Annotated in this window: 26 protein-coding genes and 1 pseudogene; 23 read left to right on the top strand and 4 right to left on the bottom strand. The window is 45.7% G+C overall.

What is annotated here, in order from left to right:
• Nucleotides 1-46 precede the first annotated feature (46 nt).
• The 3 genes and pseudogenes from BTA30_RS23890 to BTA30_RS23880 all read left to right on the top strand — a co-directional run bounded on the left by BTA30_RS23890 (nucleotide 47) and on the right by BTA30_RS23880 (nucleotide 1658).
• Nucleotides 47-612, top strand: a pseudogene (locus tag BTA30_RS23890) (tyrosine-type recombinase/integrase).
• A gap of 402 nt (nucleotides 613-1014) precedes the next feature.
• Nucleotides 1015-1251, top strand: a complete 237-nt coding sequence (locus BTA30_RS23885) for a site-specific integrase (RefSeq protein WP_239693692.1) — start codon at nucleotides 1015-1017, stop codon at nucleotides 1249-1251.
• 11 nt (nucleotides 1252-1262) lie between these two features.
• Nucleotides 1263-1658: a tyrosine-type recombinase/integrase gene (locus tag BTA30_RS23880; protein ID WP_326140189.1), complete on the top strand. Its 396-nt coding sequence runs from the start codon at nucleotides 1263-1265 to the stop codon at nucleotides 1656-1658.
• 100 nt (nucleotides 1659-1758) lie between these two features.
• Here the strand turns inward: BTA30_RS23880 and BTA30_RS13370 are convergent, their stop codons facing one another.
• Nucleotides 1759-2028 (bottom strand): LCI fold-containing protein, encoded by a 270-nt coding sequence (locus BTA30_RS13370; RefSeq protein ID WP_076761807.1) that lies wholly within the window; start codon nucleotides 2026-2028, stop codon nucleotides 1759-1761.
• 206 nt (nucleotides 2029-2234) lie between these two features.
• On the opposite strand from BTA30_RS13370, the gene BTA30_RS13365 reads away from it, so the two are divergent.
• The 4 genes from BTA30_RS13365 to BTA30_RS13345 all read left to right on the top strand — a co-directional run bounded on the left by BTA30_RS13365 (nucleotide 2235) and on the right by BTA30_RS13345 (nucleotide 5525).
• The gene (locus BTA30_RS13365) at nucleotides 2235-3248 is read left to right on the top strand and encodes a S66 family peptidase (protein ID WP_076761806.1); all 1014 of its coding nucleotides are present in this window, start codon (nucleotides 2235-2237) and stop codon (nucleotides 3246-3248) included.
• A gap of 445 nt (nucleotides 3249-3693) precedes the next feature.
• Nucleotides 3694-3996, top strand: a complete 303-nt coding sequence (gene lytA, locus BTA30_RS13355) for an acidic lipoprotein LytA (protein WP_076761955.1) — start codon at nucleotides 3694-3696, stop codon at nucleotides 3994-3996.
• A gap of 35 nt (nucleotides 3997-4031) precedes the next feature.
• Nucleotides 4032-4652, top strand: coding sequence for an N-acetylmuramoyl-L-alanine amidase family protein (locus tag BTA30_RS13350; protein ID WP_076761804.1), 621 nt, complete (start codon nucleotides 4032-4034; stop codon nucleotides 4650-4652).
• Between the two features lie 144 nt (nucleotides 4653-4796).
• A complete protein-coding gene (locus BTA30_RS13345; RefSeq protein WP_076761803.1) occupies nucleotides 4797-5525 on the top strand; it encodes a glycerophosphodiester phosphodiesterase in 729 nt (242 codons plus the stop codon).
• Nucleotides 5526-5570: 45 nt separating this feature from the next.
• On the opposite strand, the gene BTA30_RS13340 is transcribed toward BTA30_RS13345, so the two are convergent.
• Complete coding sequence (locus BTA30_RS13340; RefSeq protein ID WP_076761802.1) at nucleotides 5571-5825, bottom strand: DUF2627 domain-containing protein; 255 nt, start codon at nucleotides 5823-5825, stop codon at nucleotides 5571-5573.
• Nucleotides 5826-5978: 153 nt separating this feature from the next.
• Between BTA30_RS13340 and BTA30_RS13335 the strand changes: the two genes are divergently transcribed.
• The 8 genes from BTA30_RS13335 (at nucleotide 5979) to BTA30_RS13300 (ending at nucleotide 16038) form a co-directional block, all read left to right on the top strand.
• Complete coding sequence (locus BTA30_RS13335) at nucleotides 5979-8045, top strand: sigma-54 interaction domain-containing protein (protein ID WP_076761954.1); 2067 nt, start codon at nucleotides 5979-5981, stop codon at nucleotides 8043-8045.
• Nucleotides 8046-8171: 126 nt separating this feature from the next.
• On the top strand, nucleotides 8172-9083 hold the full coding sequence (gene yqiS / locus BTA30_RS13330; RefSeq protein WP_076761801.1) for a phosphate butyryltransferase: 912 nt from the start codon (nucleotides 8172-8174) through the stop codon (nucleotides 9081-9083).
• 3 nt (nucleotides 9084-9086) lie between these two features.
• Complete coding sequence (gene bcd / locus BTA30_RS13325) at nucleotides 9087-10181, top strand: branched-chain amino acid dehydrogenase (protein ID WP_076761800.1); 1095 nt, start codon at nucleotides 9087-9089, stop codon at nucleotides 10179-10181.
• 35 nt (nucleotides 10182-10216) lie between these two features.
• A complete protein-coding gene (buk, locus tag BTA30_RS13320; RefSeq protein ID WP_076761799.1) occupies nucleotides 10217-11299 on the top strand; it encodes a butyrate kinase in 1083 nt (360 codons plus the stop codon).
• 13 nt (nucleotides 11300-11312) lie between these two features.
• Nucleotides 11313-12734 carry a dihydrolipoyl dehydrogenase gene (gene lpdA, locus BTA30_RS13315; protein ID WP_076761798.1) on the top strand — a complete coding sequence of 474 codons (1422 nt, stop codon included), beginning with the start codon at nucleotides 11313-11315 and terminating at the stop codon, nucleotides 12732-12734.
• Nucleotides 12735-12756: 22 nt separating this feature from the next.
• A complete protein-coding gene (locus BTA30_RS13310; protein ID WP_076761953.1) occupies nucleotides 12757-13749 on the top strand; it encodes a thiamine pyrophosphate-dependent dehydrogenase E1 component subunit alpha in 993 nt (330 codons plus the stop codon).
• A 12-nt stretch (nucleotides 13750-13761) separates the two neighbouring features.
• Nucleotides 13762-14745 carry an alpha-ketoacid dehydrogenase subunit beta gene (locus BTA30_RS13305; RefSeq protein WP_076761797.1) on the top strand — a complete coding sequence of 328 codons (984 nt, stop codon included), beginning with the start codon at nucleotides 13762-13764 and terminating at the stop codon, nucleotides 14743-14745.
• Between the two features lie 21 nt (nucleotides 14746-14766).
• On the top strand, nucleotides 14767-16038 hold the full coding sequence (locus BTA30_RS13300; protein WP_076761796.1) for a dihydrolipoamide acetyltransferase family protein: 1272 nt from the start codon (nucleotides 14767-14769) through the stop codon (nucleotides 16036-16038).
• A 27-nt stretch (nucleotides 16039-16065) separates the two neighbouring features.
• Here BTA30_RS13300 and BTA30_RS13295 read toward each other — a convergent pair whose 3' ends face one another.
• Entirely contained in the window at nucleotides 16066-16968 is a 903-nt protein-coding gene (locus BTA30_RS13295) for a YegS/Rv2252/BmrU family lipid kinase (protein WP_076761795.1), read from the bottom strand.
• 185 nt (nucleotides 16969-17153) lie between these two features.
• Between BTA30_RS13295 and BTA30_RS13290 the strand changes: the two genes are divergently transcribed.
• The 6 genes from BTA30_RS13290 to BTA30_RS13265 all read left to right on the top strand — a co-directional run bounded on the left by BTA30_RS13290 (nucleotide 17154) and on the right by BTA30_RS13265 (nucleotide 21674).
• The gene (locus BTA30_RS13290) at nucleotides 17154-17591 is read left to right on the top strand and encodes a BrxA/BrxB family bacilliredoxin (protein ID WP_076761794.1); all 438 of its coding nucleotides are present in this window, start codon (nucleotides 17154-17156) and stop codon (nucleotides 17589-17591) included.
• Nucleotides 17592-17828: 237 nt separating this feature from the next.
• Entirely contained in the window at nucleotides 17829-18593 is a 765-nt protein-coding gene (artP, locus tag BTA30_RS13285; protein WP_076761793.1) for an arginine ABC transporter substrate-binding protein ArtP, read from the top strand.
• 90 nt (nucleotides 18594-18683) lie between these two features.
• Nucleotides 18684-19346: an arginine ABC transporter permease ArtQ gene (gene artQ / locus BTA30_RS13280; protein WP_076761792.1), complete on the top strand. Its 663-nt coding sequence runs from the start codon at nucleotides 18684-18686 to the stop codon at nucleotides 19344-19346.
• The gene (gene artM, locus BTA30_RS13275; RefSeq protein ID WP_076761791.1) at nucleotides 19339-20061 is read left to right on the top strand and encodes an arginine ABC transporter ATP-binding protein ArtM; all 723 of its coding nucleotides are present in this window, start codon (nucleotides 19339-19341) and stop codon (nucleotides 20059-20061) included. Before artQ ends, artM begins: the two co-directional genes overlap by 8 nt.
• A gap of 74 nt (nucleotides 20062-20135) precedes the next feature.
• Nucleotides 20136-21095 (top strand): aromatic acid exporter family protein, encoded by a 960-nt coding sequence (locus BTA30_RS13270; RefSeq protein WP_076761790.1) that lies wholly within the window; start codon nucleotides 20136-20138, stop codon nucleotides 21093-21095.
• Between the two features lie 51 nt (nucleotides 21096-21146).
• A complete protein-coding gene (locus BTA30_RS13265; RefSeq protein ID WP_076761789.1) occupies nucleotides 21147-21674 on the top strand; it encodes a L,D-transpeptidase in 528 nt (175 codons plus the stop codon).
• Nucleotides 21675-21707: 33 nt separating this feature from the next.
• Here BTA30_RS13265 and prli42 read toward each other — a convergent pair whose 3' ends face one another.
• Nucleotides 21708-21809, bottom strand: a complete 102-nt coding sequence (gene prli42 / locus BTA30_RS23175) for a stressosome-associated protein Prli42 (protein ID WP_239693691.1) — start codon at nucleotides 21807-21809, stop codon at nucleotides 21708-21710.
• A 94-nt stretch (nucleotides 21810-21903) separates the two neighbouring features.
• On the opposite strand from prli42, the gene BTA30_RS13260 reads away from it, so the two are divergent.
• Together BTA30_RS13260 and BTA30_RS13255 are read left to right on the top strand one after the other, a co-directional pair.
• Nucleotides 21904-23433: an acyl-CoA carboxylase subunit beta gene (locus tag BTA30_RS13260; RefSeq protein WP_083696957.1), complete on the top strand. Its 1530-nt coding sequence runs from the start codon at nucleotides 21904-21906 to the stop codon at nucleotides 23431-23433.
• An 18-nt stretch (nucleotides 23434-23451) separates the two neighbouring features.
• On the top strand, nucleotides 23452-24570 hold the full coding sequence (locus BTA30_RS13255) for a tripeptidase T (RefSeq protein ID WP_076761787.1): 1119 nt from the start codon (nucleotides 23452-23454) through the stop codon (nucleotides 24568-24570).
• Nucleotides 24571-24577: the final 7 nt, after the last annotated feature.

The raw sequence follows: 24577 nt of genomic DNA, 5'->3' as shown, positions 1-24577 counted from the left end.
CCTGAAAACTTTGAGAACCATTTTTACTTTTTGTGTTGAAGAAGACATGGTTAATGAAAATCCATTTCAAAAAGTAAATAAAGTTAAGCAACCGGAGAATATGGTTCAAATACTATCTGTGGACGAGATGAAAAAGCTTTTAAAAACACCAAACAAACGAAAATTCTTAGAGTTTAGAGACTACGTGGTTATGATGTGTTTAATTAATTCTATGGCCAGAATAGGGGAAATCGTCACCTTAGAAGTCGAAAATATAAATTTTGAATTGAATTATATTATCCTTGATGCGCGAAAAACCAAAACAAGAAAAGGTCGTATGATACCTTTAGACAAAAATACGATGAAGTTATTAAAAAAATTGTTGCTAAGGAATACACGATTTAAGCCTAGCAAGTACGTCTTTATATCAGAAGAAGGGACGAGACTAACGACTGACAATTTTAGAAAACGACTCGGGATTACGTTGAACGGGCTGGAATAAACAAAAGAGTCCATCCGCATTTATTTAGACACACTGCAGCTAGTATGTTTTTGCAGGCTGGAGGAGATCTCAGGCGATCATCGGCCATAAAGATTTACGAATGGTGTTGCGCTATACTCACCTGTCGTTAGAATCGCTTACAAGGCAGCAGAATGAATACTCGTTAATAAATCGAGTGATAGATGACTTAAATAAATCAAGGAAGACAAAAAAGAAAATACGAAGGTAGGCGTTAGGATGACTCAAAAAAAATTTTCACGGTAGAAGAAAGCCTTCCTGATCTTTCCGACATGTTTAGTAATTCCTCCGAATCACCTAAACCAAAGCGAATTACAATCGAACAGGCACTTGCGGTTATTCTCCGACAGATGGAAGTGGGCGGGAATAGGGAACGTACGATTAGCGATTATCGTCTTCATGTGTCTCATTTTAAGAAATCAGAAGAGTTAACATATCTGCACGAAATCACATACGAGTCAATTCATTCATGGCTTGAAAAAATGGACGTTAGCGCACAAACGAGGCTCACACGTTTGAAATGTTTTAAAGCGTTTTTGTCGCCCTGTTTCGATAATGGATGGTTCAAATCGAAGTTTTGGAAGAACGTTAAGGTCAAAGTTGACAGGCGGATTAAAGAAGGTGCGACGGAACTTGAAATCAAAATTTTACTTTTGGTATTAGATTTAACCGATTTTGTCCAATTACGTGATGCGGCAGCAGTGCTTCTCATGTATAAAACAGGTATGCGTGAGGGACGCTTGCAAATTTAAAAGAAGAACATATTGATTTTAGCGGGGACATCATTAAAAATCGCGAGCCTTTACTATTACCCTTTGACGACATTCTTGCTCAACTTCTCTCCATAATGCTGAAGAAAAACGGCGAAATCCGCCGAGCGTACAATAAGGATAATACATTTGTTTTTATAACAAAGTACGGTAATCAAATAGCGGCAGGGCCATCGAATAACAATATTCAAAAACGATTGAACAGGTATGCGCGTGAGTACGGATTAAAGAATATAAATCCACACGCTTTACGGAGGGGCTTTGCGAAGGTTTTTATAGTAATGAAATTTCAAACTAACCACCTACTTATAGAAGTGAAATACATCTACAGTTTTACACAATTAAAAGGGGGATATGATGAAGCGTTTTCCCCCTATGTTGAAATTTAACCTATATACATTGGTTTTGCATACGGCCACTTGGTATTCTTTAAAAATAGACAATAACATTCATGTTCAGGATTGATCACCAGGAATCCTGAATTTTAGTTTAAATGTTAGCTTGATAATGGCCAATGTACCAGCCGTTAGAATACTTAATGTCTTTTAAATACCACGTGATTCCATTTCTTGTGAATGAGTTAGCAAATTTATTCTCTCTACTATAAACGTAGTCATCAACGAGTTCTTGTGTAGAGGCATCAGATTGAATCGCAACACTTTGAGTTTCAACATGACCGGTACTTGCAAAAGATGGAACACCAACTGTCAATAAGGAAAGAGAGAGAGCTGAGCACAGTAAAATTTTTTTACCATACATTTGAAACACTCCTTTAAATTTTTTGGTGATCAAATATATTAATTCGACGAATGGATGTATTTACCTTGTAAAAATGTGTAAACATTTTGTGAATTAAATTGATATGCTCATTAAACCGGTATTTTTCCTCTCATGATAACTTCCAAAACGAAACTTAATCTTTTTTTATGCAGTGTTACATCATTCATAAGTATGGGGGATTCTTTATGATACGATATCCATTTTTAAAAGAGCGTGCAACGATTGGAGTTACTGCTCCATCTTCAGGAATGCCGCATGAGCTGCATGAATTGCTGAAGGCTGCGTGTGAACGTATGGAAAAGATGGGCTTTAGCGTCATATGCGGCGATACGGTTTGGAGTCAGAATAAGGCGAAATCAGCTCCTGCTAAAAAACGGGCGGAAGAATTTAACCGTATGATGCGCTGTGAGGATATTGATTTCATTTTTCCTCCTTGGGGCGGGGAACTGCTGATTGAGACGCTTGAATATATTGATTTTGAAAATATGAAGAATAAGTGGGTGCTGGGCTATTCTGATGTTAGTCTGCTGCTTTTGGCTATTACATTGAAAACGGGTATAGCTACTGCCCATGGAACAAATTTGGTCGATTTAAGAGGAGAGTATTCTGATCAGACGACAGTCATGTGGCAAGCTGTTTTAACGACAAAAGAAAGTGAGTCAATCCTTCAGCACTCATCAGAAAAGTACCAGAAGGAATGGCAGTTTGATCAACCTACCTCCTGTATTTTTAATCTAACCGAAGAGACCGATTGGAAAACAACGATAAACAATAAAGTGAAGATAGAGGGAAGGCTGCTCGGCGGCTGTATTGACGCGGTCAGGCATCTGGTTGGAACACCTTATGGGGATGTGCGGAACTTTAAAGAAAATGTTATTCACGGAGATCCTCTGATTTGGTTTTTCGAAAATTGTGATCTGTCAACAACTGATTTGCGCAGGTCGCTCATCCAGATGAAATTAGCTGGCTGGTTTGAGGATTGTTCAGGCATTATGTTTGGCCGAAGCCCTGTTCATGCTTCTATTCAAGGTTACACAGCTGAAGATGTTTATCATGAGCTATCAGAGGAACTTCACTTCCCGATTATATTTGATATTGACTGTGGTCATGTTCCTCCGCAAATGACGTTTATCAATGGAGCATATGCCGAAATAGAGTCGAATCATGGGAAAGGGACGGTTTTGCAGCATTTGAGATGAACATTCAAACTCATATAAGAGGGAGATTCTTATCAGAATGGGGTCTCCTTTTTAGTTTGCTGTGCATCTGTCTAAATTTCGATGATTGTCTCACGGGATTTCGTCCTTATCATAAACTGAATCATATAAAGCGAGAAGCCGCATGTTAAACGTCTTTTTCCAAAAGAAAAAGGCGTTTTTTTATTCAGAAAAAAATCGATCATCGATGTCTTGTAAAAAAATGATGAAAAAGATCTGATTTCTTCCATTTCACATCCAATTCCCGCCTGTGTTAGATCGTTTTTCATGGACGGATCAGAGCGAATGGCTGCTAACAACCGGAAATCGCTGAGCCATTAGGCGGTGGAATGTCGGATATAGGAGATGGTGTAAGCAGCTTTACAGCTGAGGAGGATGAAAGATAATGTACATGGTGAAGAAAAATCCAGCGGATGAGGTGATCGACATGAAAAAGGGAGTCATCCTAGTTTTGTTCACTGTGCTGCTTTTGGCAGGCTGCGGCACATCGCAACAAAAAGGCCGGGAAGGAAATGGCGCAGAAACATTGACAAAGGAAGGCACCTTTGTCGGATTGGCGGATCAGCATACTGTCGCTGTCAACATTGACGGCAAAGAGACTATGCTGCAGGTTCCTCCCGAAAAACGGGACAAATATAAAGGAATCGAAGAATACACAAAGGTGGAAGTGGAGTATACGAAAGCAGAGGACGGAACATTACAGCTTGAAGATATGAAAAAGAAAGAATGATAGATGATAAAACGGAGATGTAGGAGGAAGAAACTGTGAAATTGCTAGCGAAGAGCTTGTTTTTACTGCTGTATTCGTTTGTGATGATTCTTCCCGGTGCTTTTGCGGCAGAGACGCTTTCGGGAAAAACGATTTATATCGATGCAGGGCACGGAGGAGAAGACAGCGGTGCGGTCGGAAACGGTCTTTTGGAGAAGGATGTCAATCTCGACGTATCGAATTTGCTGAATGAAAAACTGAAAGATGAGGGAGCTGACACGGTCATGACCAGAACGGATGATGCGTTTTTGTCCCTTGAAGAGCGTGTGGCCAAGGCGAGCGCAAACGGTTCAGACCTTTTCATCAGCATTCATGCAAACTCTGCCGTTCCTGAAGCGTCAGGAACAGAGACGTATTTTGACTCCACCTATAAAGCGGCTGACAGCGAACGGCTTGCTTCAGAGGTTCAAGAACGGCTTCCCGGTGCTTTGGACACCACAGACAGGGGAGTGAAAGAATCGGGGTTTTACGTCATCAAAAATTCAAAGATGCCGAGTGCTTTAGTGGAGCTGGGCTTCATTACGAATGACGCAGACGCCGATAAACTCAGAAGCTCGGAATCTCAGAAAAAAGCAGCGGATGCGCTCGCTGAAGCGGTGGTTTTTTATTATGAATAAACCGAAAACCCCGGCATCGCCGGGGTGTTTTTAATGTTGAAGAAAAACGTTATATTTATGTTAAGAAAAGCCTTAACTGTGGAAAGAAAATGATAAAGCCTTCATAATGAGGGATAACTTATTTCTTTCAGGGGTGAACAATACATGACGAAAATTTTTGCACACAGAGGCGCTTCAGGGACGCTCCCTGAAAATACAATGACTGCATTTGAACATGCGGCCGCTGCAGGCGCCGACGGCATCGAGTTGGATGTGCAAATGACGAAAGACGGCCGACTTGTCGTGATTCACGATGAAAAGCTTGACAGGACGACCTCGCTGAAGGGCTATATTAAAGATTATACATATGAAGATATGAAACAGGGGGATGCAAGCTACCGATTTTCTGAAAAGACCGGTTTTGTCGCCGTGCCGACGCTCGAAGAAGTTTTTGATTGGGCGGCAAAAGGCGATTTTCTTCTTAATGTTGAGCTGAAAAACAGCATTGTCCGCTACGAGGGGATGGAAGAAAAAGTGATGTCCCTCATTGAAGCGTACAATCTTCAAGACCGGATCATTCTTTCTTCCTTTAATCATGAAAGCCTTGCTTTATGCAGCAGGATCAATCCCGATATTGAATTGGCTGCGCTCTTTATGGATGTTCTATATCAGCCTGAACAATATATCGATATGATTCCCGCCTCCGGCTTTCATCCGTATCGCCGCTCCATGTCGGAAGACACGATTCAAAACGCCCATCTGAAACAAAAAGCCGTCAGGCCGTTTACCATCAACCGTGAGGAGGATATGAAAAAACTGATTGAAGCGGGAGTTGACGGCTTTTTCACCGATTTTCCCGAAAAAGCGCTGAAAATAAAGAAAGAGATGACATGAAAAAAGCCGCGGAATTCTGCGGCTTTTTGCTGTCTGATAAAGCGCTCATGCCCCGCGATCGCGCTGTTTTTTTCTGAAACGGGGGCTCACCTGGTTTCTTTTTCTGTCTCTGTAAAAAATAAATCCGCCTAAAAGATAAAGCCCGCCCGCAAAAAATATGATGCCTGTCAGTCCCTGAAGCCAAAGGATCTGAAAAGGATTGATTAAAACCCCGAAAACAGTGTCCCTCATCAATTTAATGCCGGCGGCCGCCAAACATCCCGGAATCAGCAAAATCAGCAGTGCGATCAGTCTCCCCATACACGAATCCCCTTACCAAAGATTTACCTTTATTGTCTATTTGAAAAAAAAGTTTGTCAAGAAAGGAAAACGTGATAACATAGATGTTGTGCAAATTGTTGCAAATGAACGTTATGGTGTGCAAAAAATTTCATACAAAGGGGTTAAGGGATGATACAAAAAGTGCTCATTGTAGGTGCTGGAAAAGGGGGAACAGCTCTCTTAGATTTGCTGCTGAAAACAAAAACGATGCATATTGCCGCCGTCATTGATAAAAACCCGAAGGCTCCGGGGCTGTTGTTCGCACAAAAAAACAATATCGAAACGGCTCTGGACTGGACGCCATACATAACAAAACAGATTGACATCATCATTGAAACGACCGGAGATTCTGATGTATTAAAGCAGCTGATGCAGAACAAACATGACAGAACGATTGTTGTGCCGGGATCGCTCGCCTATATTATTTCTCAGCTGATGAATGAAAAGCAGCAGCTGATCCAAATGCTGAAAGAACAAACCTATAAACATGACCGCATCTTTCATTCTATGAATGACGGTATGATCTTTATCGATATTCAAGAAGAGATTATTTTATTTAATAAAATGGCCGAAGAAATGACCGGAACAAAGCGCCATGAAGCAATCGGCCAGCATATTCAACAGGTCATACCGACCACGAAGCTTCCGCGCATACTGAATACGAGAGAGCCTGAATACAACCAAAAACAGTTTTTGCATCCAAACAGGCAGATTGTCACGACAAGAATACCGATCATTGATGATGGGGGAACGCTTTTAGGCGCGCTCAGTATTTTTAAAGACATTACCGATGCGGTCGAGCTGGCCGAAGAGGTGACAAACCTGAAAGAAATCAGGACGATGCTTGAAGCGATCATTCAATCTTCCGATGAAGCTATTTCTGTTGTCGACGAAAACGGAAACGGGATGATGATCAACAGGGCGTATACGAAAATGACAGGTCTGACGAAAGACCAAGTCATTGGAAAACCCGCGAACACAGACATTTCTGAAGGCGAAAGCATGCATTTGAAAGTGCTTGAAACGAGGCGTCCTGTCAGGGGCGTCAGAATGAAGGTCGGTCCGAATAAGAAGGAAGTCATCGTCAATGTCGCGCCGATTATCGTCGACGGTATTTTAAAAGGCAGTGTCGGCGTTATCCATGACGTTTCAGAAATTCAGTCGCTGACAAATGAGCTGAACAGAGCGCGCCAGATTATCCGCACGCTGGAAGCGAAATATACATTTGCCGACATTATTGGTTCAAGCGAGCAGATGCTCGTCGCGCTTGAACAGGCGAAATTGGGGGCGAAAACGCCTGCGACGATTTTGCTGAGGGGCGAATCGGGAACGGGAAAGGAGCTTTTTGCCCATGCTATACATAACGAAAGTGACCGAAAGTATAATAAGTTTGTCCGGGTAAACTGTGCGGCCATTTCGGAATCATTGCTGGAATCAGAGCTGTTTGGCTATGAGGAGGGCGCTTTTTCCGGAGCGAGGCGCGGCGGAAAAAAAGGTTTTTTTGAAGAGGCGAATAACGGAAGCATTTTCTTGGACGAGATCGGAGAGCTCTCGCAAAATACGCAGGCGAAGCTGCTTCGCGTTCTTCAAGAAAAAGAAATCGTCAGGGTCGGCGGGACAAAACCGATTCCTGTGAACGTCAGAATTATCGCCGCAACAAACGTCAATATTGAAAAAGCGCTGGCTGAAGGCAGGTTCCGCGAAGATTTGTACTACCGCATCAACCGTTATCCGATATCGATTCCGCCGCTCAGGCAGCGAAAAGAAGATATTGATGCCTTAAGCCGCCATTTAATCGCAAAAATTAATCAAGAGTACGGCCGCAATGTAAAGGGACTTACGAAACATGCGCTCAAATCATTGACGGCGCGAAAATGGCCGGGGAATGTCAGAGAGCTTGAAAATGTCCTGGAGCGGGCCATGATCTTTTTAAAACCGCAAATGGAATGGATTGATCTTGAACATCTGCCTGAAGCAGACCGCCCGAAGAAAAAGGTTGAAGTCGGGCTCGCTTTTCCTGAAATTGAAAATGAAAAGCTTTCAGCCGCCGTTGAGCGGTTTGAAGCTCATGTTATTAAAGAGACGCTTGAAAAGCATCAGTATAACAGAACAAAAACAGCAAAAGCGCTTGGAATCAGCATCCGCAATCTTTATTACAAAATGGATAAATACAACCTTGCAAAAGACAGCATGCAATAATTTGCAGTAATTCGTGCAGAATCTTGCAAAATGTAAACAGGTTCACAGTACCGAACCGCATTTATGATACTGGCACGAAACTTGCATAATAAAGAGAGCGGATGTTTGCTGAGAAAGGTGGGTACTATGAAGCTGACACAACTATTTCAAAAAGCGGCGGAGCTGGAAAATAAAACGGTCGCCGTCGCACATGCAGAAGATGATGAAGTGCTTCAAGCCGTCAAACTTGCGGTTGACAAACAATTCGCCCGATTTTTATTGATTGGGCACAGAGAAAAAATCAGATATATGATGACAGAGCAGAACATTTCAAAACGGCATGTCGATATCATTCATTCGGAAACGCCCGCAGACTCCGCAAGAATCGCTGTTCAAGCTGTAAAAAGCGGAAATGCGGATGTTCTCATGAAAGGAAATGTCCCGACAGCCGTGCTTTTAAAAGCCGTTTTGAATAAAGAATACGGGCTGCGTTCCTCTCATGTGCTGTCACATGTTGCGGCATTCGAAGTCAATGGGTTTGACAGGCTGATTTATGTGACAGATGCGGCAATGAACATCAATCCGAAGCTTGAAGAGCTAAAACAGATTTTAGAAAATGCCGTGCGCGTCGCAAGAGCAGTCGGGGTCAAAATGCCGAAAGCTGCTTGTCTTGCCGCTGTCGAAACGGTGAATCCCGTAATGGAAGCCACTTTGAATGCAGCGGCTTTAACGCAAATGAATCACAGGGGGCAGATCAGGGACTGTATCGTTGACGGTCCGCTTGCTTTAGATAACGCGATATCAGAGCTTGCCGCCCGGCATAAAAACATTTCTGGAATTGTGGCGGGTCAGGCCGATATTCTGCTTGTTCCTTCAATTGAAACGGGTAATGTGCTCTACAAATCATTGATTCATTTTGCGGGTGCAAAAGTGGGGGCCATTTTAGCAGGAGCGAAAGCACCCATCGCCTTGACGAGCAGGGCCGATTCCGCTGAAAACAAGCTGTATTCGATTGCTTTGGCGCTATGTACGTCAGAAGTACGACATGAGGAGGAATAAAAAATGGAGTTATTTCGATATATGGAGCAGTATGACTATGAACAATTGGTGTTTTGCCAAGATAAACAGTCCGGTTTAAAAGCGATCATCGCGATTCATGATACGACACTCGGACCGGCTTTGGGCGGAACGAGAATGTGGACTTATGAAAATGAAGCAGCCGCAATTGAAGATGCGCTCCGCCTTGCGCGGGGAATGACCTATAAAAACGCGGCAGCCGGATTAAACCTCGGGGGAGGCAAAACAGTCATCATCGGAGATCCCCGCAAAGATAAAAATGAAGAAATGTTCCGCGCTTTCGGCCGCTATATTCAAGGGTTAAACGGAAGGTACATCACCGCCGAAGATGTCGGCACCACTGTTGAAGATATGGATATCATCCATGATGAGACAGATTTTGTAACAGGGATTTCACCGGCTTTCGGTTCGTCAGGCAATCCGTCTCCTGTCACGGCCTACGGTGTATACAAAGGGATGAAAGCAGCGGCGAAAGAAGCGTTCGGTACGGATTCGCTTGCAGGAAAAACCGTGGCGGTCCAAGGCGTCGGCAATGTCGCGTACAACCTTTGCCGCCATCTTCATGAAGAAGGTGCAAAACTGATCGTCACAGACATCAATAAAGAAGCGGTCGAACGCGCTGTTGCTGAATTTGGCGCCCGTGCTGTCGACCCTGATGATATTTATTCGCAGGATTGTGATATATATGCGCCGTGTGCACTCGGAGCGACGATCAATGATGATACGATTCCGCAGCTGAAAGCGAAGGTGATTGCGGGTGCGGCCAACAATCAGCTGAAAGAAACCCGTCACGGAGACCAGATCCATGACATGGGCATCGTCTATGCGCCGGATTATGTCATCAATGCCGGCGGCGTCATCAATGTTGCCGATGAGCTTTACGGCTATAATTCTGAACGCGCGCTGAAAAAAGTCGAAGGCATTTACGGAAACATTGAACGGGTGCTTGAAATATCGAAACGCGATCGAATTCCGGCATATTTGGCGGCGGATCGGTTAGCCGAAGAGCGGATTGAGCGCATGCGCCAATCAAGAAGTCAATTTTTGCAAAACGGCCATCACATTTTAAGCAGACGTTAACATCACAACCCTTTTATACTGGAGGCTTAAAGCAAATGCAGGTAATGGAAAAACGTATTCTCGTCATCAATCCGGGATCAACATCTACAAAGATCGGCGTTTTTCACGATGACCGTTCAATATTCGAAAAAGCAATCCGTCATGACGAGGCAAAGCTGCAGCAATATCAAACAATCATTGATCAATATTCGTTCAGGAAGCAGGCTATATTGGAGACGCTGCATGAACAGGGAATCAATATATCAAAACTGAACGCCGTGTGTGCGAGAGGGGGCCTTCTCCGCCCTATCGAAGGCGGCACATATGAAGTAAATGACGCGATGATCGAGGATTTGAAAAACGGCTATTCAGGGCAGCATGCCTCAAATCTCGGCGGAATCATCGCCAGGGAAATCGCCGCCGGATTAAATATTCCGGCTTTTATCGTCGACCCCGTTGTCGTCGATGAAATGTCTCCTATCGCAAAAATTTCCGGCACACCGGCCATTGAAAGAAGGAGCATTTTTCATGCTCTCAACCAAAAAGCGGTCGCCCGCAAAGCGGCCTGGCAGTTTGGGAAGCGCTATGAAGATATGAAAATGATCATCACCCATATGGGAGGCGGGATTACGATCGGCGTCCATTGTAAAGGACGTGTCATCGATGTCAACAATGGCCTCCATGGGGAAGGTCCGCTCAGTCCAGAGCGGGCCGGAACCATTCCGGCTGGCGATCTCATCGATATGTGTTTTTCCGGCGAATATACCCGTGACGAGCTCATGAAGATGCTTGTCGGCGGAGGCGGTCTTGCCGGCTATCTCGGAACGACCGATGCGGTGAAGGTTGAAAAAATGATTCAGGAAGGCGATCAAAAAGCAGCGCTCATCTATGAAGCGATGGCTTATCAACTCGCCAAAGAAATCGGGGCGGCCAGCGCCGTTTTACAAGGAGAAGTCGACGTCATCATTTTGACGGGCGGCCTGGCTTATGGAAAAGCGTTTATTTCCTCGATCAGAAAATACATAGACTGGATTTCGGATGTCGTCGTATTCCCCGGCGAAAATGAGCTTCAAGCTTTGGCGGAAGGCGCTTTTCGCGTGCTGAATGGAGAAGAACAGGCAAAACAATATCCGAACTAGAGGAGGGAAAGTCATGGCAACTGAATATGATCTCGTCATCCTAGGTGGAGGAACGGGCGGCTATGTTGCGGCAATCAGAGCTTCGCAGCTGGGGCTGAAAACAGCCGTCGTGGAAAAACGAAAACTCGGCGGCACATGCCTTCATAAAGGCTGCATCCCGTCAAAGGCGCTGCTGAGAAGCGCCGAGGTATACCGGACGGCGAAAAAAGCGGAAGAATTCGGAGTGGTCATTCCCGAAGTCGAACTGCGGTTTTCTCAGGTTCAAAGCAGAAAACAAAAAATTATTGATCAGCTTTATAACGGTGTCAAACATTTGATGAAAAAAGGAAAAATCGATGTTTACGAAGGAATCGGGCGAATTCTCGGACCGTCGATTTTTTCTCCGATGCCCGGCACGGTGTCCGTTGAAATGGCAAACGGAGATGAAAACGAAATGCTCATTCCTAAAAACGTCATCATCGCAACCGGTTCAAGACCGCGCGCGCTTCCCGGGCTTGAGCCTGACGGGGAGAGCATTCTCTCATCAGATGAAGCGCTTGAACTTGAGCAACTTCCATCTTCCATCCTGATTGTCGGCGGCGGTGTCATCGGAATAGAGTGGGCTTCAATGCTCAATGATTTCGGCGTTGATGTGACGGTGATTGAATATGCGGAACGCATTTTGCCGACGGAGGATGCTGATATTTCTAAAGAAATGCAGACCCAGCTGACGAAAAAAGGCATCAACATTATCACCGGTGCGAAAGTGCTGGCAGACACCCTGAAAAAGGGAGAAACGATCAGCATTCAAGCAGAAAAAGGCGGAGAAGCGCAAGAATTTACCGCTGAAAAAATGCTGCTGTCAGTCGGAAGGCAGGCCAATGTTGAGGGAATTGGCCTGGAAAACACAGAGATTCAGGTGGAAAAAGGTTTTATCTCAACAAACAGCATGTATCAGACAAAGGAGTCCCACATCTATGCAATAGGCGATGTTATTGGCGGGCTTCAGCTGGCTCATGCGGCTTCTCATGAAGGGATTACCGCTGTTGAGCATATCGCTGACGGGGAGCCTCCTGCCATCGACTACTCGCTTGTGTCTAAATGCATCTATTCCAGCCCTGAGGCGGCGTCAGTCGGCTTGACCGAGGAAGAAGCAAAGGCGGAAGGCCGCAAGATCAAGGTGGGCAAATTTCCGTTTCAGGCGATTGGCAAGGCGCTCGTATACGGTGAAACAGACGGTTTCGTCAAGATAGTCGCAGACGAGGAGACAGATGATATTCTGGGCGTCCATATGATCGGTCCGCACGTGACGGATATGATTTCCGAGGCGGGGCTCGCTAAGGTGCTTGATGCGACGCCGTGGGAAGTCGGTCAAACGATCCATCCGCATCCGACGCTTTCTGAAGCCATCGGAGAAGCCGCTCTTGCCGTGGATGGAAAAGCGATTCATTTTTAAAAAGCATGAAGGAGTGAAAAGAATGAGCAATAATCGTCATGAAGCAGCGGGATTAACAGATGAACAAGCAATCGAAATGTACAAAACCATGCTTTTAGCCAGAAAGCTCGATGAGCGGATGTGGCTCTTAAACCGTTCCGGCAAAATCCCATTTGTTATTTCCTGTCAAGGGCAAGAAGCAGCGCAGGTCGGTGCGGCTTTCGCTTTAGACCGCGACAATGACTATGTGCTTCCGTATTACAGAGATATGGGGGTTGTGCTCGCTTTCGGCATGACCGCAAAAGATTTAATGCTGTCAGCTTTCGCGAAAGCGGAGGATCCGAATTCAGGGGGCAAACAGATGCCGAGCCATTTCGGCCAAAAGAAAAACCGGATTGTCACAGGGTCTTCTCCTGTGACGACGCAAGTGCCCCATGCTGTAGGTGTAGCGCTTGCGGGAAGGCTCGACAATAAAAATATCGCGACCTTTGTCACCTTTGGAGAAGGGTCTTCAAATCAGGGAGATTTTCATGAAGGGGCCAATTTTGCAGCGGTTCATAAGCTTCCTGTCATTTTCATGTGTGAAAATAACAAATACGCGATCTCGGTTCCTTACGAAAAACAGGTGGCCTGCGAAAATATTTCCGACCGCGCCGTCGGCTACGGCATGCCCGGCCTGACGGTTGACGGAAATGACCCGCTTGAAGTATACAAGGCGGTGAAAGAAGCAAGGGAACGGGCCGGAAGAGGCGAAGGCCCGACATTGATCGAAACGATTTCATACCGGCTGACCCCGCACTCGAGTGATGATGATGACCGAAGCTACCGAGAACGCGAAGAGGTGGCGGAGGCGAAGAAAAACGATCCGATCATCAAATTCGCACAATACTTAAAAGAAGCTGGACTTCTTGATGAACAATCTGAAAAAGAAATTTCAGATGAGTTGACAAACATCGTCAATGAAGCAACAGATTATGCTGAACATGCTCCATATGCTGATCCTGAAGAGACGCTGCGGCATGTTTATGCAGAGTAAGGGGGAAAAACAATGCCTGTTATGTCATATATAGATGCTGTCACTTTGGCTATGAAAGAAGAAATGGAACGAGATCCCCGCGTCTTTGTGCTTGGCGAAGATGTCGGAAAAAAAGGCGGAGTATTCAAAGCGACTGCCGGCCTTTACGATCAGTTTGGAGAAGACCGGGTGATGGATACGCCTTTGGCTGAATCCGCGATTGCCGGAGTCGGCATCGGCGCTGCGATGTATGGAATGAGGCCGGTTGCCGAAATGCAGTTTGCCGATTTTATCATGCCCGCTATCAATCAGATTATTTCTGAAGCGGCAAAAATACGCTACCGCTCAAACAATGATTGGGATTGTCCGATTGTCATCCGCGCTCCTTACGGCGGAGGCGTTCACGGAGCACTGTACCATTCCCAGTCGGTAGAGGCGTTGTTTGCCAACCAGCCCGGATTGAAAATTGTAATGCCTTCGACACCTTATGATGTGAAGGGGCTTTTAAAAGCGGCCATTCGCGATGAAGATCCGGTTCTGTTCTTTGAGCATAAACGAGCCTACCGTCTGATCAAAGGCGAAGTACCGGATGATGATTATGTATTGCCGATCGGAAAAGCTGATGTTAAACGGGAAGGCGACGATATCACCGTCATTACTTACGGACTTTGCGTTCACTTTGCGCTTCAGGCTGCAGAGAGACTGGCAAAGGACGGTATTTCCGCCCATATCCTTGATTTGAGAACGGTCTATCCGCTTGATAAGGAAGCGGTCATTGAAGCGGCATCCAAAACGGGCAAAGTTCTTCTCGTCACCGAGGATACGAAAGAAGGCAGCGTCATGAGCGAAGTGGCTGCCATCATTTCAGAGCATTGCTTATTCGATTTGGACGCGCCGATCAAGCGTTTGGCGGGGCCTGATGTACCGGCCATGCCGTATGCGCCGACAATGGAAAAATATTTTATGGTCAATCCGGATAAAACAGAAGCGGCAATGAGAGAACTGGCCGAGTTTTAAACATATAAGGAGGACAATCGTATGGCAGTGGAACAGATGACAATGCCCCAGCTCGGAGAAAGTGTGACCGAGGGAACGATCAGCAAATGGCTCGTCAGCGCCGGAGATCATGTCAACAAATATGACCCGATCGCTGAAGTGATGACAGATAAAGTCAATGCTGAAGTGCCTTCCTCATTTACTGGAACGATCACCGAGCTTGTCGGAAAAGAAGGGGAGACACTGCAGGTTGGAGACATCATCTGCAAAGTCGACACAAATGAAGAATCAAAACAAGATAGTAAGCCTGCTCCTCAGGAAGATCAAATAGCGGCTGAACCTGCACCGCAGAAATCAGCACCGGCAGACACATCCAATAAGAAACGCTATTCACCGGCCGTTTTGAGACTGGCAGGAGAACACAATATTGATTTGGAACAGGTGGAAGGAACGGGAGCCGGCGGCCGTATCACCAGGAAAGATATTCAGCGCATCATCGAATCAGGTGCCGTTCCTGCAACAGAGACAGCTCGGGAAAAACAGCCGGTTGAACATGCAAAGCCGGCTTCAGAACCTGTCCAAAAAGCTGCAGCGCCGTCTCCTCAAAGCGCAGCGGGCGACATCGAAATTCCGGTTACGGGCATCCGCAATGCCATTGCTTCCAATATGGTCAGAAGCAAGCATGAGATCCCTCATGCCTGGACGATGATGGAAGTGGATGTAACAAACCTCGTCAGCTACCGCAACCGCCTCAAAGACGAATTTAAGAAGAAAGAAGGTTTCAATCTCACCTTTTTTGCTTTCTTCGTCAAAGCGGTTGCACAAGCGCTGAAAGAGTTCCCGCAGATGAACAGCATGTGGGCCGGCGATAAAATCATTCAGAAAAAAGACATTAACATCTCCATTGCAGTGGCGACAGAAGATGCTTTATATGTTCCTGTCATTAAGCATGCCGATGAAAAAACCATCAAAGGGATCGCCAGAGAAATTGCCAACTTGGCGAACAAGGTGAGAAACGGCAAGCTGACAAGCGATGATATGACGGGCGGCACGTTCACAGTGAACAATACCGGTTCATTTGGCTCTGTTCAGTCGATGGGGATCATCAATCATCCGCAGGCGGCGATATTGCAGGTTGAATCGATCGTTAAGCGTCCGGTCGTCATGGAACACGGAATGATCGCAGTCAGGGATATGGTTAATCTATGCTTATCACTCGACCACAGAGTGCTTGACGGCCTGATTTGCGGCAGATTCCTGGCTCGTGTGAAAGAGATTTTGGAACATATTGATGAAAATACATCTGTTTATTAAACAGAAAAAAAGCTGGCCCAATAAGGGTCAGCTTTTTTCTCTATCTGCCGGGGTAAGCATGCGGAGATGCCCGTTCAGCACTTCAATGGAAGCGGGTGCTCTTGTGCGAATTTCGCCGTCAGTATCGGCGTCCATCTGTTCAGCCGGTTCCACTTTGATTGTCTTTCCCTGATAATACGAAAGCTCTCCTTTAAAGGATTCAGGTTCCGGATCATCCATGGCAAAGAGCTCTTTTAATGCTGCAAGATTCGTGTTCCGGCAGATCAGGACATCTGCTTTGCCGTCATGGATGCTTGCTGCCGGAAGCGGAATCCGGTTGGTTCCGATGAACCGGCCGTTCAGCACCAAAACCATTACCGCTTCATCTGTCAAATCTTCCCCGTCGATCGACAGCTTGACAGGGAAAGGCTTGAGATTGGAGATCGTCCGCAATGCACTGGTAAAATAGCTGATTCTCCCCAACACCGCTTTTTCCGTCTGCTTGATGCCGCTCGAAGCTTCTGTAATAAACCCGATGCCCCAAAAGTTTAAACAGTAATGATCCTCTGTTTTCAGCACATCGACCGAGACCGTCTTCCCGTTGACAAGCGCTTCCGCCGCTTTTTCGATGTTTTGCGGTATCTCGAGCGCCCTCGAAAAATCGTTGCATGTTCCGCCCGGGAGAATGCCGATCTCAGGCTTTTCATCCAGCTGGCTGATTCCGTTTATGCAATCGTGGACCGTACCGTCCCCGCCTAAAATAAACAGCCGGTCTATATCTTCTCCGATGTGCCGGCAAAAATGAAAAGCACCATCCTCTCGTTTTGTCGGTTTAATGATCAGTTCATCTATTGTTTGAGAAAGGATTGGCACCGCCATCCCAAGCGTTTTCTCGATGTTTTTTTGTCCGGCATTGCCGTTGTAAATCAACATGGCTTTTCGTCGGCTCATATGGTTCTCCTTTACCTGAATTGCTTTTTCTTTTTATTTTCCCCTATTGGTTCATTAGGTAAACCCCATTGAAATTGAAACGCCTGATTTGCGGTATGAACCGTTTCAAAGTATCATAAGAAAAGATGATCAAACAGCACTTGGCTTGAAACAATGCCAAGCGGCTAAAAAGGAGAGGTCTTAAAGTGAACATGGATTTTAATTTGTTTATGAATGACGTCGTACGCCAGGCCAGACAGGAAATCACAGCTGGCGGCTACACTGAGCTGACAACGGCTGAAGAAGTGGATGAAGCGCTGACGAAAAAAGGGACAACACTAGTCATGGTAAACTCCGTCTGCGGCTGTGCAGGAGGAATCGCCAGACCTGCCGCACATCATGCAGTCCACTATGATAAGCGCCCTGATCAGCTTGTGACTGTATTTGCGGGGCAGGACAAAGAAGCTACCGCAAGAGCAAGGGAATATTTTGAAGGATACCCGCCTTCCTCCCCGTCATTCGCTTTGTTAAAGGACGGCAAGATTTTAAAAATGGTTGAGCGCCATGAAATAGAAGGATATGAGCCGATGGCTGTCATAACGAAGCTTCAGGGATTGTTTGAAGAGTATTGTGAAGAAGTATAAGACATAAGAGAACACAGAACACCGCCTGCCGAACATATACGGCAGGCTTTTTATATGTATAAAAATGCTATATATATGCAATTGGACAGATGGAAACAACAGTCTTTCACCGTTTTATAGATGCTTTACACAAAGGTTTTTAATTATTTTTTAAAAGGGTATTGCATCAGACTGAGAAAATGTTTAAAATACATAACAACGAATAAATATTCAAACAGATTCAGGGGGATATACAACATGAAAAAATGGATTTTACTGTTAGTGACAGCTTGTGTCACAATTGCTTTGGCCGCTTGCGGGACGAGCAGTTCTGACGATAAAAAAACATTGGTGATGGGAACTTCTGCCGATTATCCGCCGTTTGAATCGAAGGACGGGGATAAGATCGTCGGCTTTGACGTTGATCTGGCCAATGCGCTCGCCAAAAAAACGGGCCATGAAATTGAAGTCAAAGACATGGACTTCAACGGTCTTGTAACAGCTCTTAAAACGAATAAAGCAGACATTGTGCTGTCCGGTATGACGCCGACTCCTAAGCGCAAAAAGCAAGTCGATTTCTCAAACGTCTACTATACGGCTCACAACATGATCGTCACAAAAAAATCGAGCGGTATCAAATCGCTTGACGACCTGAAAGGAAAAACGGTCGGTGTACAGCTGGGCTCCATTCAGGAAGAAAAAGCGAAAGAACTGACGTCTGACTACGATTTAAAAGTTGAAAACCGCAACCGCATTTCGGATTTAACAGAAGAAATCAAAGCGGACCGATTTGATGCAGCCATTATTGAAGACATTGTGGCTGAAAAATACATTCAAAAAAACGAAGAACTCGTCGGCTACAACTTGCCGAAAGAACCGGATGAAAAGGCCGGATCCGCGATCGCGTTTAAAAAAGGAAGCGAACTGACGGACAAGTTCAACAAAGCGCTTGAGGAAATGGAGAAAGACGGAGAATTGGATAAGCTGAAAGAAAAATGGTTCAGTGGAGAAACAAAAAAGTAAGCGTAAAAAAGTTCAACTTTTTGTTGAACTTTTTTTTCTAAAGCGATTGTACGCCTCATTTGTTATCGAGGCGGGAGAGGGAGAGTCATCATGAATTTTCTTGATTTTTCAAGTACGATACCTGAGATGCCTTTTATACTGGAAGGCCTGGGCGTTACATTAAAAGTAGTCGCGGCTGCGGCGGTATTTGGATTTTTGCTCGGGGTTTTGATCACGCTGATGAAAATCAGCCCGTTTAAACCCCTTGCCTGGATTGCGGATTTTTACACATCGATATTCCGGGGGACACCGCTCGTTCTCCAGTTGATGATTGTTTATTACGGATTGCCTCAAGTACTGGGGTTTGATATTGATGCCTATTGGGCGGCTGTGACTGCGTTCGGCTTAAATTCAGCCGCCTATGTATCAGAAATCATCAGAGCCGGAATCAATGCGATTGACAAAGGCCAAAAAGAGGCGGCAATGGCTCTCGGAGTGCCATATCCGAAAATGATGAAGGATCTGCTGCTTCCGCAGGCTTTTAAAAACATCATGCCCGCTCTGATTAACGAATCGATTACCCTGACAAAAGAATCCGCGGTTGTCACAGTCATCGGGCTCGGCGATATTATGAGACGGAGCTATCAGGCCGGAGCGGCTATTTACAGCCCATTGGAACCGATGCTGTTCGCAGGACTCATCTATTATGTGCTCGTTCTTATTCTGACGTTTGCCGGTAAAGCGATTGAAAGGAAGCTGAATATCAATGATTAACGTTAGCCATCTCTCAAAATCTTTCGGAAAGCACGAGGTGCTTAAAAATATTTCTGTTTCCTTTGAAAAAGGCGAGGTCGCCGCAGTCATCGGACCATCGGGTTCAGGCAAGTCCACATTTTTGCGCTGCCTGAACCTGCTTGAAAAACCGACGAAAGGAAGCATTTACATCCAGGATGCGGAGATTACAAACTCAAAAACAAATGTCCTGAAAGTCAGAGAGAATATCGGAATGGTCTTTCAGCATTTTCATTTATTTCCGCATAAAACCGTTCTTGAAAACATTACGTATGCGCCTGTTCATGTAAAAAAAGAAAGCAAACAGGCGGCTGCTAAAAAAGCGGAAGAACTGCTTGAGAAAGTCGGCCTTCTCGATAAAAAAGACGATTATCCAAACCGTTTGTCAGGCGGCCAAAAGCAGCGCGTCGCAATCGCGAGGGCGCTGGCGATGAATCCGGATATCATGCTGTTTGACGAGCCGACGTCAGCCCTTGACCCTGAGATGGTCAAGGAAGTGCTTCAAGTCATGCAGGATCTGGCGAAAACCGGAATGACGATGGTGATTGTAACCCATGAAATGGGATTTGCAAAAGAAGTCGCGGACAGAGTGCTGTTTATGGATGAAGGGACGATTGTCGAAGACGGAGATCCAAAAGCATTTTTTTCGTCTCCGAAATCAAAAAGAGCTCAAGACTTTTTAGAGAAAATACTATAAAATAAGCTGAAGAAGATCAAGATCTTCTTCTTTTTCATTTTAGCCAACTATAGAAGAAAAGATTGGGGTTTACGATGTTTAAAATAGGTTATCGCACATTAAAAACAGCGCTTGGAACAGCATTGGCCATCTATATTGCGCAGCTCTTGGGCCTTCACAATTTTGTTTCAACAGGCATTATCACCATACTCTGTATTCAAGTGACGAAAAAGCGGTCTCTTCAGGCGTCATGGGCCCGTTTTGCCGCATGCTGTCTGGCGATTGTTTTTTCATACTGCTTCTTTGAACTAATCGGCTATCATCCGATTGTTATTGGGATCATGCTGTTATTTTTTATTCCCACAACCGTTTTTCTCAAAATAAAAGAAGGGATCGTCACAAGTTCCGTCATCGTCCTTCATCTTTATATGTCAGAGGGAATCACCCTTTCCCTTATTTGGAATGAATGTTTAATCATTATTACCGGCATCGGTGTCGCCCTTCTCATGAACTTGTATATGCCGAGCATGGACAAGCACCTCAAGCAGTATCAGCAGAAAATCGAGGACAATTTCGCTAAAATTTTTGAGGAAATCGAACGCTACTTGCTGACCGGGGAGCAGGACTGGACGGGAAAGGAAATCCCTGAGACGCACCGTTTGATCGATGAAGCGAAAACATTAGCATACCGCGATGTTGAAAATCATTTTCTGCGTCATGAAAATCTTTATTACCATTATTTTGAAATGCGGGAAAAACAGTTTGAAATTATTGAAAGGGTGCTGCCGAAGATCACTTCGATTTCGATGACGGTAGAACAGGGGCATATGATCGCAGCATTCATTCATGACTTGAGAGGAGCTATCCATCCCGGAAATACGGCTCATAAATTTTTAAAACGCCTCGTCAAGATGAGAGAGGAATTTGAAGAGATGGAACTCCCCACGACACGCGAGGAATTTGAAGCCCGAGCAGCTCTTTTCAACTTTCTCGGGGAAATGGAACAGTATTTGGTGATCAAAAGCTATTTTAAAGGAATTAAATCTCCTGCCTGAATCGCATGAGTTTCTCCTTCATTGGTCAATCTAATGAAAAAGGAGGAGCTTATGCGATCTTTTTTATTTGCACTGTTGATTGTCGGACTGTCGCCAATCTGGCCGATCGGGCAAAATCCGCTTCCGGGGGATCCGTATGTCATCGTCAATAAAGAGACGAACCGGCTGGCTTTTATTCATGAAAATAAAGTGGCCGCCGTGTATGAAGTGGCGACGGGAAAAACAACTGATCTCACCCCGGAAGGTGAGTTTTCGATTATTGTGAAAGCCAGAAATCCTTACTATCGAAAGAAAGACATTGAAGGCGGTTCGCCTGATAATCCGCTTGGGCCGCGCTGGATCGGTTTTGACGCCGGCGGCACAGACGGCAGAATGTACGGGATACACGGCACCAACCGGGAGTATTCCATTGGCAAATATATGACATCGGGCTGCATCCGCATGCATAACAAAGACGTGATTCATTTATTTGACCAGCTGCCGATTGGAACAAAGGTGCTGATCACGAAAGAAAAACGGCCTTTTGCCGAAATGGCCGCTGAAAAACACGCCTTGACAAAAAAGCAGGCCTCTCCATAAGAAAGCCTGCTTTTTCAGCCGGATGTATGCATATTAAAATATCATGCTGATTCCCGCAAGCAGGCTCGTCAGCACCATGACACTGATCATGACAATAACCATGATTTTAATGAATTTTTGAGACAAGCTGTTCACCTCTGTTTTTTATTCTTCCACTATTTTATCCTGCTTTTCTTCATCGGACAAGTTTCGCGAGAGAACAGCATTATTAAGAGAAGGAGCAAATATGATGGATATGTTTGAAAGAGTCGATGGTTTATATAACAGCCGCCGAATGGCATCTCTCGGGGGAGGAAAGGAAAAGATCGACAGACAGAAGCAAAAAGGGAAGCTGACTGCCAGGGAACGAATCGAGCTGCTGCTTGATCGGGGAAGCTTTATGGAACTGAACGCCTTTGTGAGAAGCAGGCAGTCAGGCGGCCCTTTAGGCGACGGCGTTGTAACGGGTTTTGGAAAAATCCACGGGCGGCCGGTTTATTTATTTTCTCAGGATTTTACTGTGACCGGTGGAGCGCTTGGGGAAATGCACGCCAAAAAAATCGCGGCCGTCATGGATCTTGCCCTTAAAAATAAGACCCCTTTCATTGGCCTGAACGACTCAGGTGGTGCGAGAATTCAAGAGGGTGTGCTATCATTAGATGGATACGGTCATATTTTTTACCGAAATGTCCTTTGCTCTGGCGTCATTCCGCAAATCTCTGTCATTCTTGGACCTTGTGCCGGAGGAGCTGTGTATTCTCCGGCTTTGACCGACTTTGTCTTTATGAACGAAAAGACCGGGCAGATGTTCATTACCGGGCCGAAAGTCATCAAAACAGCAACAGGAGAGTCTGTCAGCGCCTGTGAATTGGGGGGCGCGTCTATACATAATTCAATCAGCGGAAATGCACATTTTTCCGCTGCTTCTGACGAAGCCGTCCTCAAGGAGGTGCGGAAGCTGTTATCCTACATCCCCCAGAATCACGAAGAAAAGCCTCCTGCTCAAGCCAGACCTGAAAAAGATGATGATATGAGACCTGCCCTGATGACTGTATTGCCTGAAGACGTCCGGCAGCCGTATGATGTGAAAAATGTCATTTTCGAAATCGCGGACAAGGGTACATTTTTTGAAGTGCAGCAGCATTTTGCAAAAAATGCCGTGGTCGGTTTTGCAAGAATTGCCGGAGAAGTGGCTGGAGTCATCGCTAATCAGCCGAAACATTTGGCCGGCAGCCTGAATATGGACGCTGCTGATAAAATTTCTCGATTCATCCGTTTTTGCGATTCTTACCAAATCCCCATTTTGACATTGGTGGATGTTCCCGGTTTTCTTCCGGGAATACGGGAGGAGCACGGCGGGGTGATCAGACATGGAGCAAAAATCCTTTATGCATATGCAGAAGCCACCGCCGCCAAGGTGACGGTCATTTTAAGAAAAGCGTACGGCGGAGCATATGTGGCCTTAAACAGCAAAGCGCTTGGAGCAGACGCCGTGTTTGCCTGGCCGAATGCCGAGATCGCAGTGATGGGGGCGGAGGAAGCAGCTGATATGCTGTTTGCCAATGAAATAAAAAGCGCGGCAAACCAGAAGGCGGCAAAGGAGCAGAAAGTCCGGCAATGCATGCAGGCCGCAAGTCCCTTTATCGCCGCCCGCCACGGGATGGTCGATGATATCATTGATCCGAAAGAGACGCGCAAAAAGCTGATTCAAACTTTCGAGATGCTAAAGAGCAAGCAGGAAAATCGGCCGAAAAAAAAGCATGGCAACATACCGCTATAAAACTGGAGGGGAACAAGCATGAATGAAAAACGCCTACTGGAAGAGTTTTTAGAACTTGTGCAAATCGACTCTGAGACTAAACATGAAGCAGACATCTGTAAAGTGCTGAAAGAAAAATTTACGGCTCTTGGAATGGATGTCGTTGAAGACGACAGTGCGCCTTCAACCGGGCACGGAGCCGGCAACCTGGTGTGCACACTTCCCGGAATAAAAGAGGCAGACACGATTTACTTTACGTCGCACATGGATACGGTAGTGCCGGGTAAAGGTGTAAAGCCTGTTATTGAAGATGGCTATGTCAAAACAGACGGCACAACGATTTTGGGAGCGGATGACAAAACAGGACTTGCAGCCATGCTGGAAGCTGTTAAGGTGCTTAAAGAAAAGAACATCCCGCACGGAACGATCCAATTTATCATTACAGTCGGTGAAGAATCGGGGCTTGTCGGCGCGAAAGCCTTAGACCGTTCACTGATCAAAGCGGAATATGGATATGCCCTTGATTCAGACGGTAAAGTCGGCAATATTATCGTGGCTGCGCCGACACAGGCGAAAATTAAAGCAACGGTCTACGGCAAAACCGCCCACGCCGGAGTTGAACCGGAAAAAGGAGTCTCCGCGATCACGATCGCTTCAAAAGCGATTGCCAAAATGCCGCTTGGCCGCATTGATGAGGAAACGACAGCAAACATCGGCCGCTTTGAAGGCGGAACACAAACGAATATCGTCTGCGATCAGGTTGACATTTTGGCGGAAGCCCGCTCTCTCGTCCCTGAGAAAATGGAAAAGCAAACCGAGAAAATGAAGCAGGCGTTTGAAACGGCAGCCGTCGAAATGGGCGGCAGAGCCGAGGTGGAGATAGACGTCATGTATCCAGGCTTTAAATACAAAGACGGGGATCTCGTTGTTGAGGTCGCAAAAAAAGCCGCCCAAAACATCGGCCGTCCATATGAGCTGCTGACAAGCGGCGGAGGAAGCGATGCCAATATCATCGCAGGCCACGGCATTCCAACCGTCAACCTTGCAGTAGGATACGAACAGATCCACACCAAAAATGAAAAAATGCCGATTGAAGAGCTGTCCAAAACAGCGGAAATGGTCATTGCGATTATTGAGGAAGTGGCAAATCCATCATAAAGGCAGG

This window comes from Bacillus swezeyi (genome assembly GCF_001969815.1).
Classification (GTDB): domain Bacteria; phylum Bacillota; class Bacilli; order Bacillales; family Bacillaceae; genus Bacillus; species Bacillus swezeyi.
The sequence above is the reverse complement of the archived record's forward strand: the minus strand, read 5'-3'. Positions and strand labels throughout refer to the sequence as shown.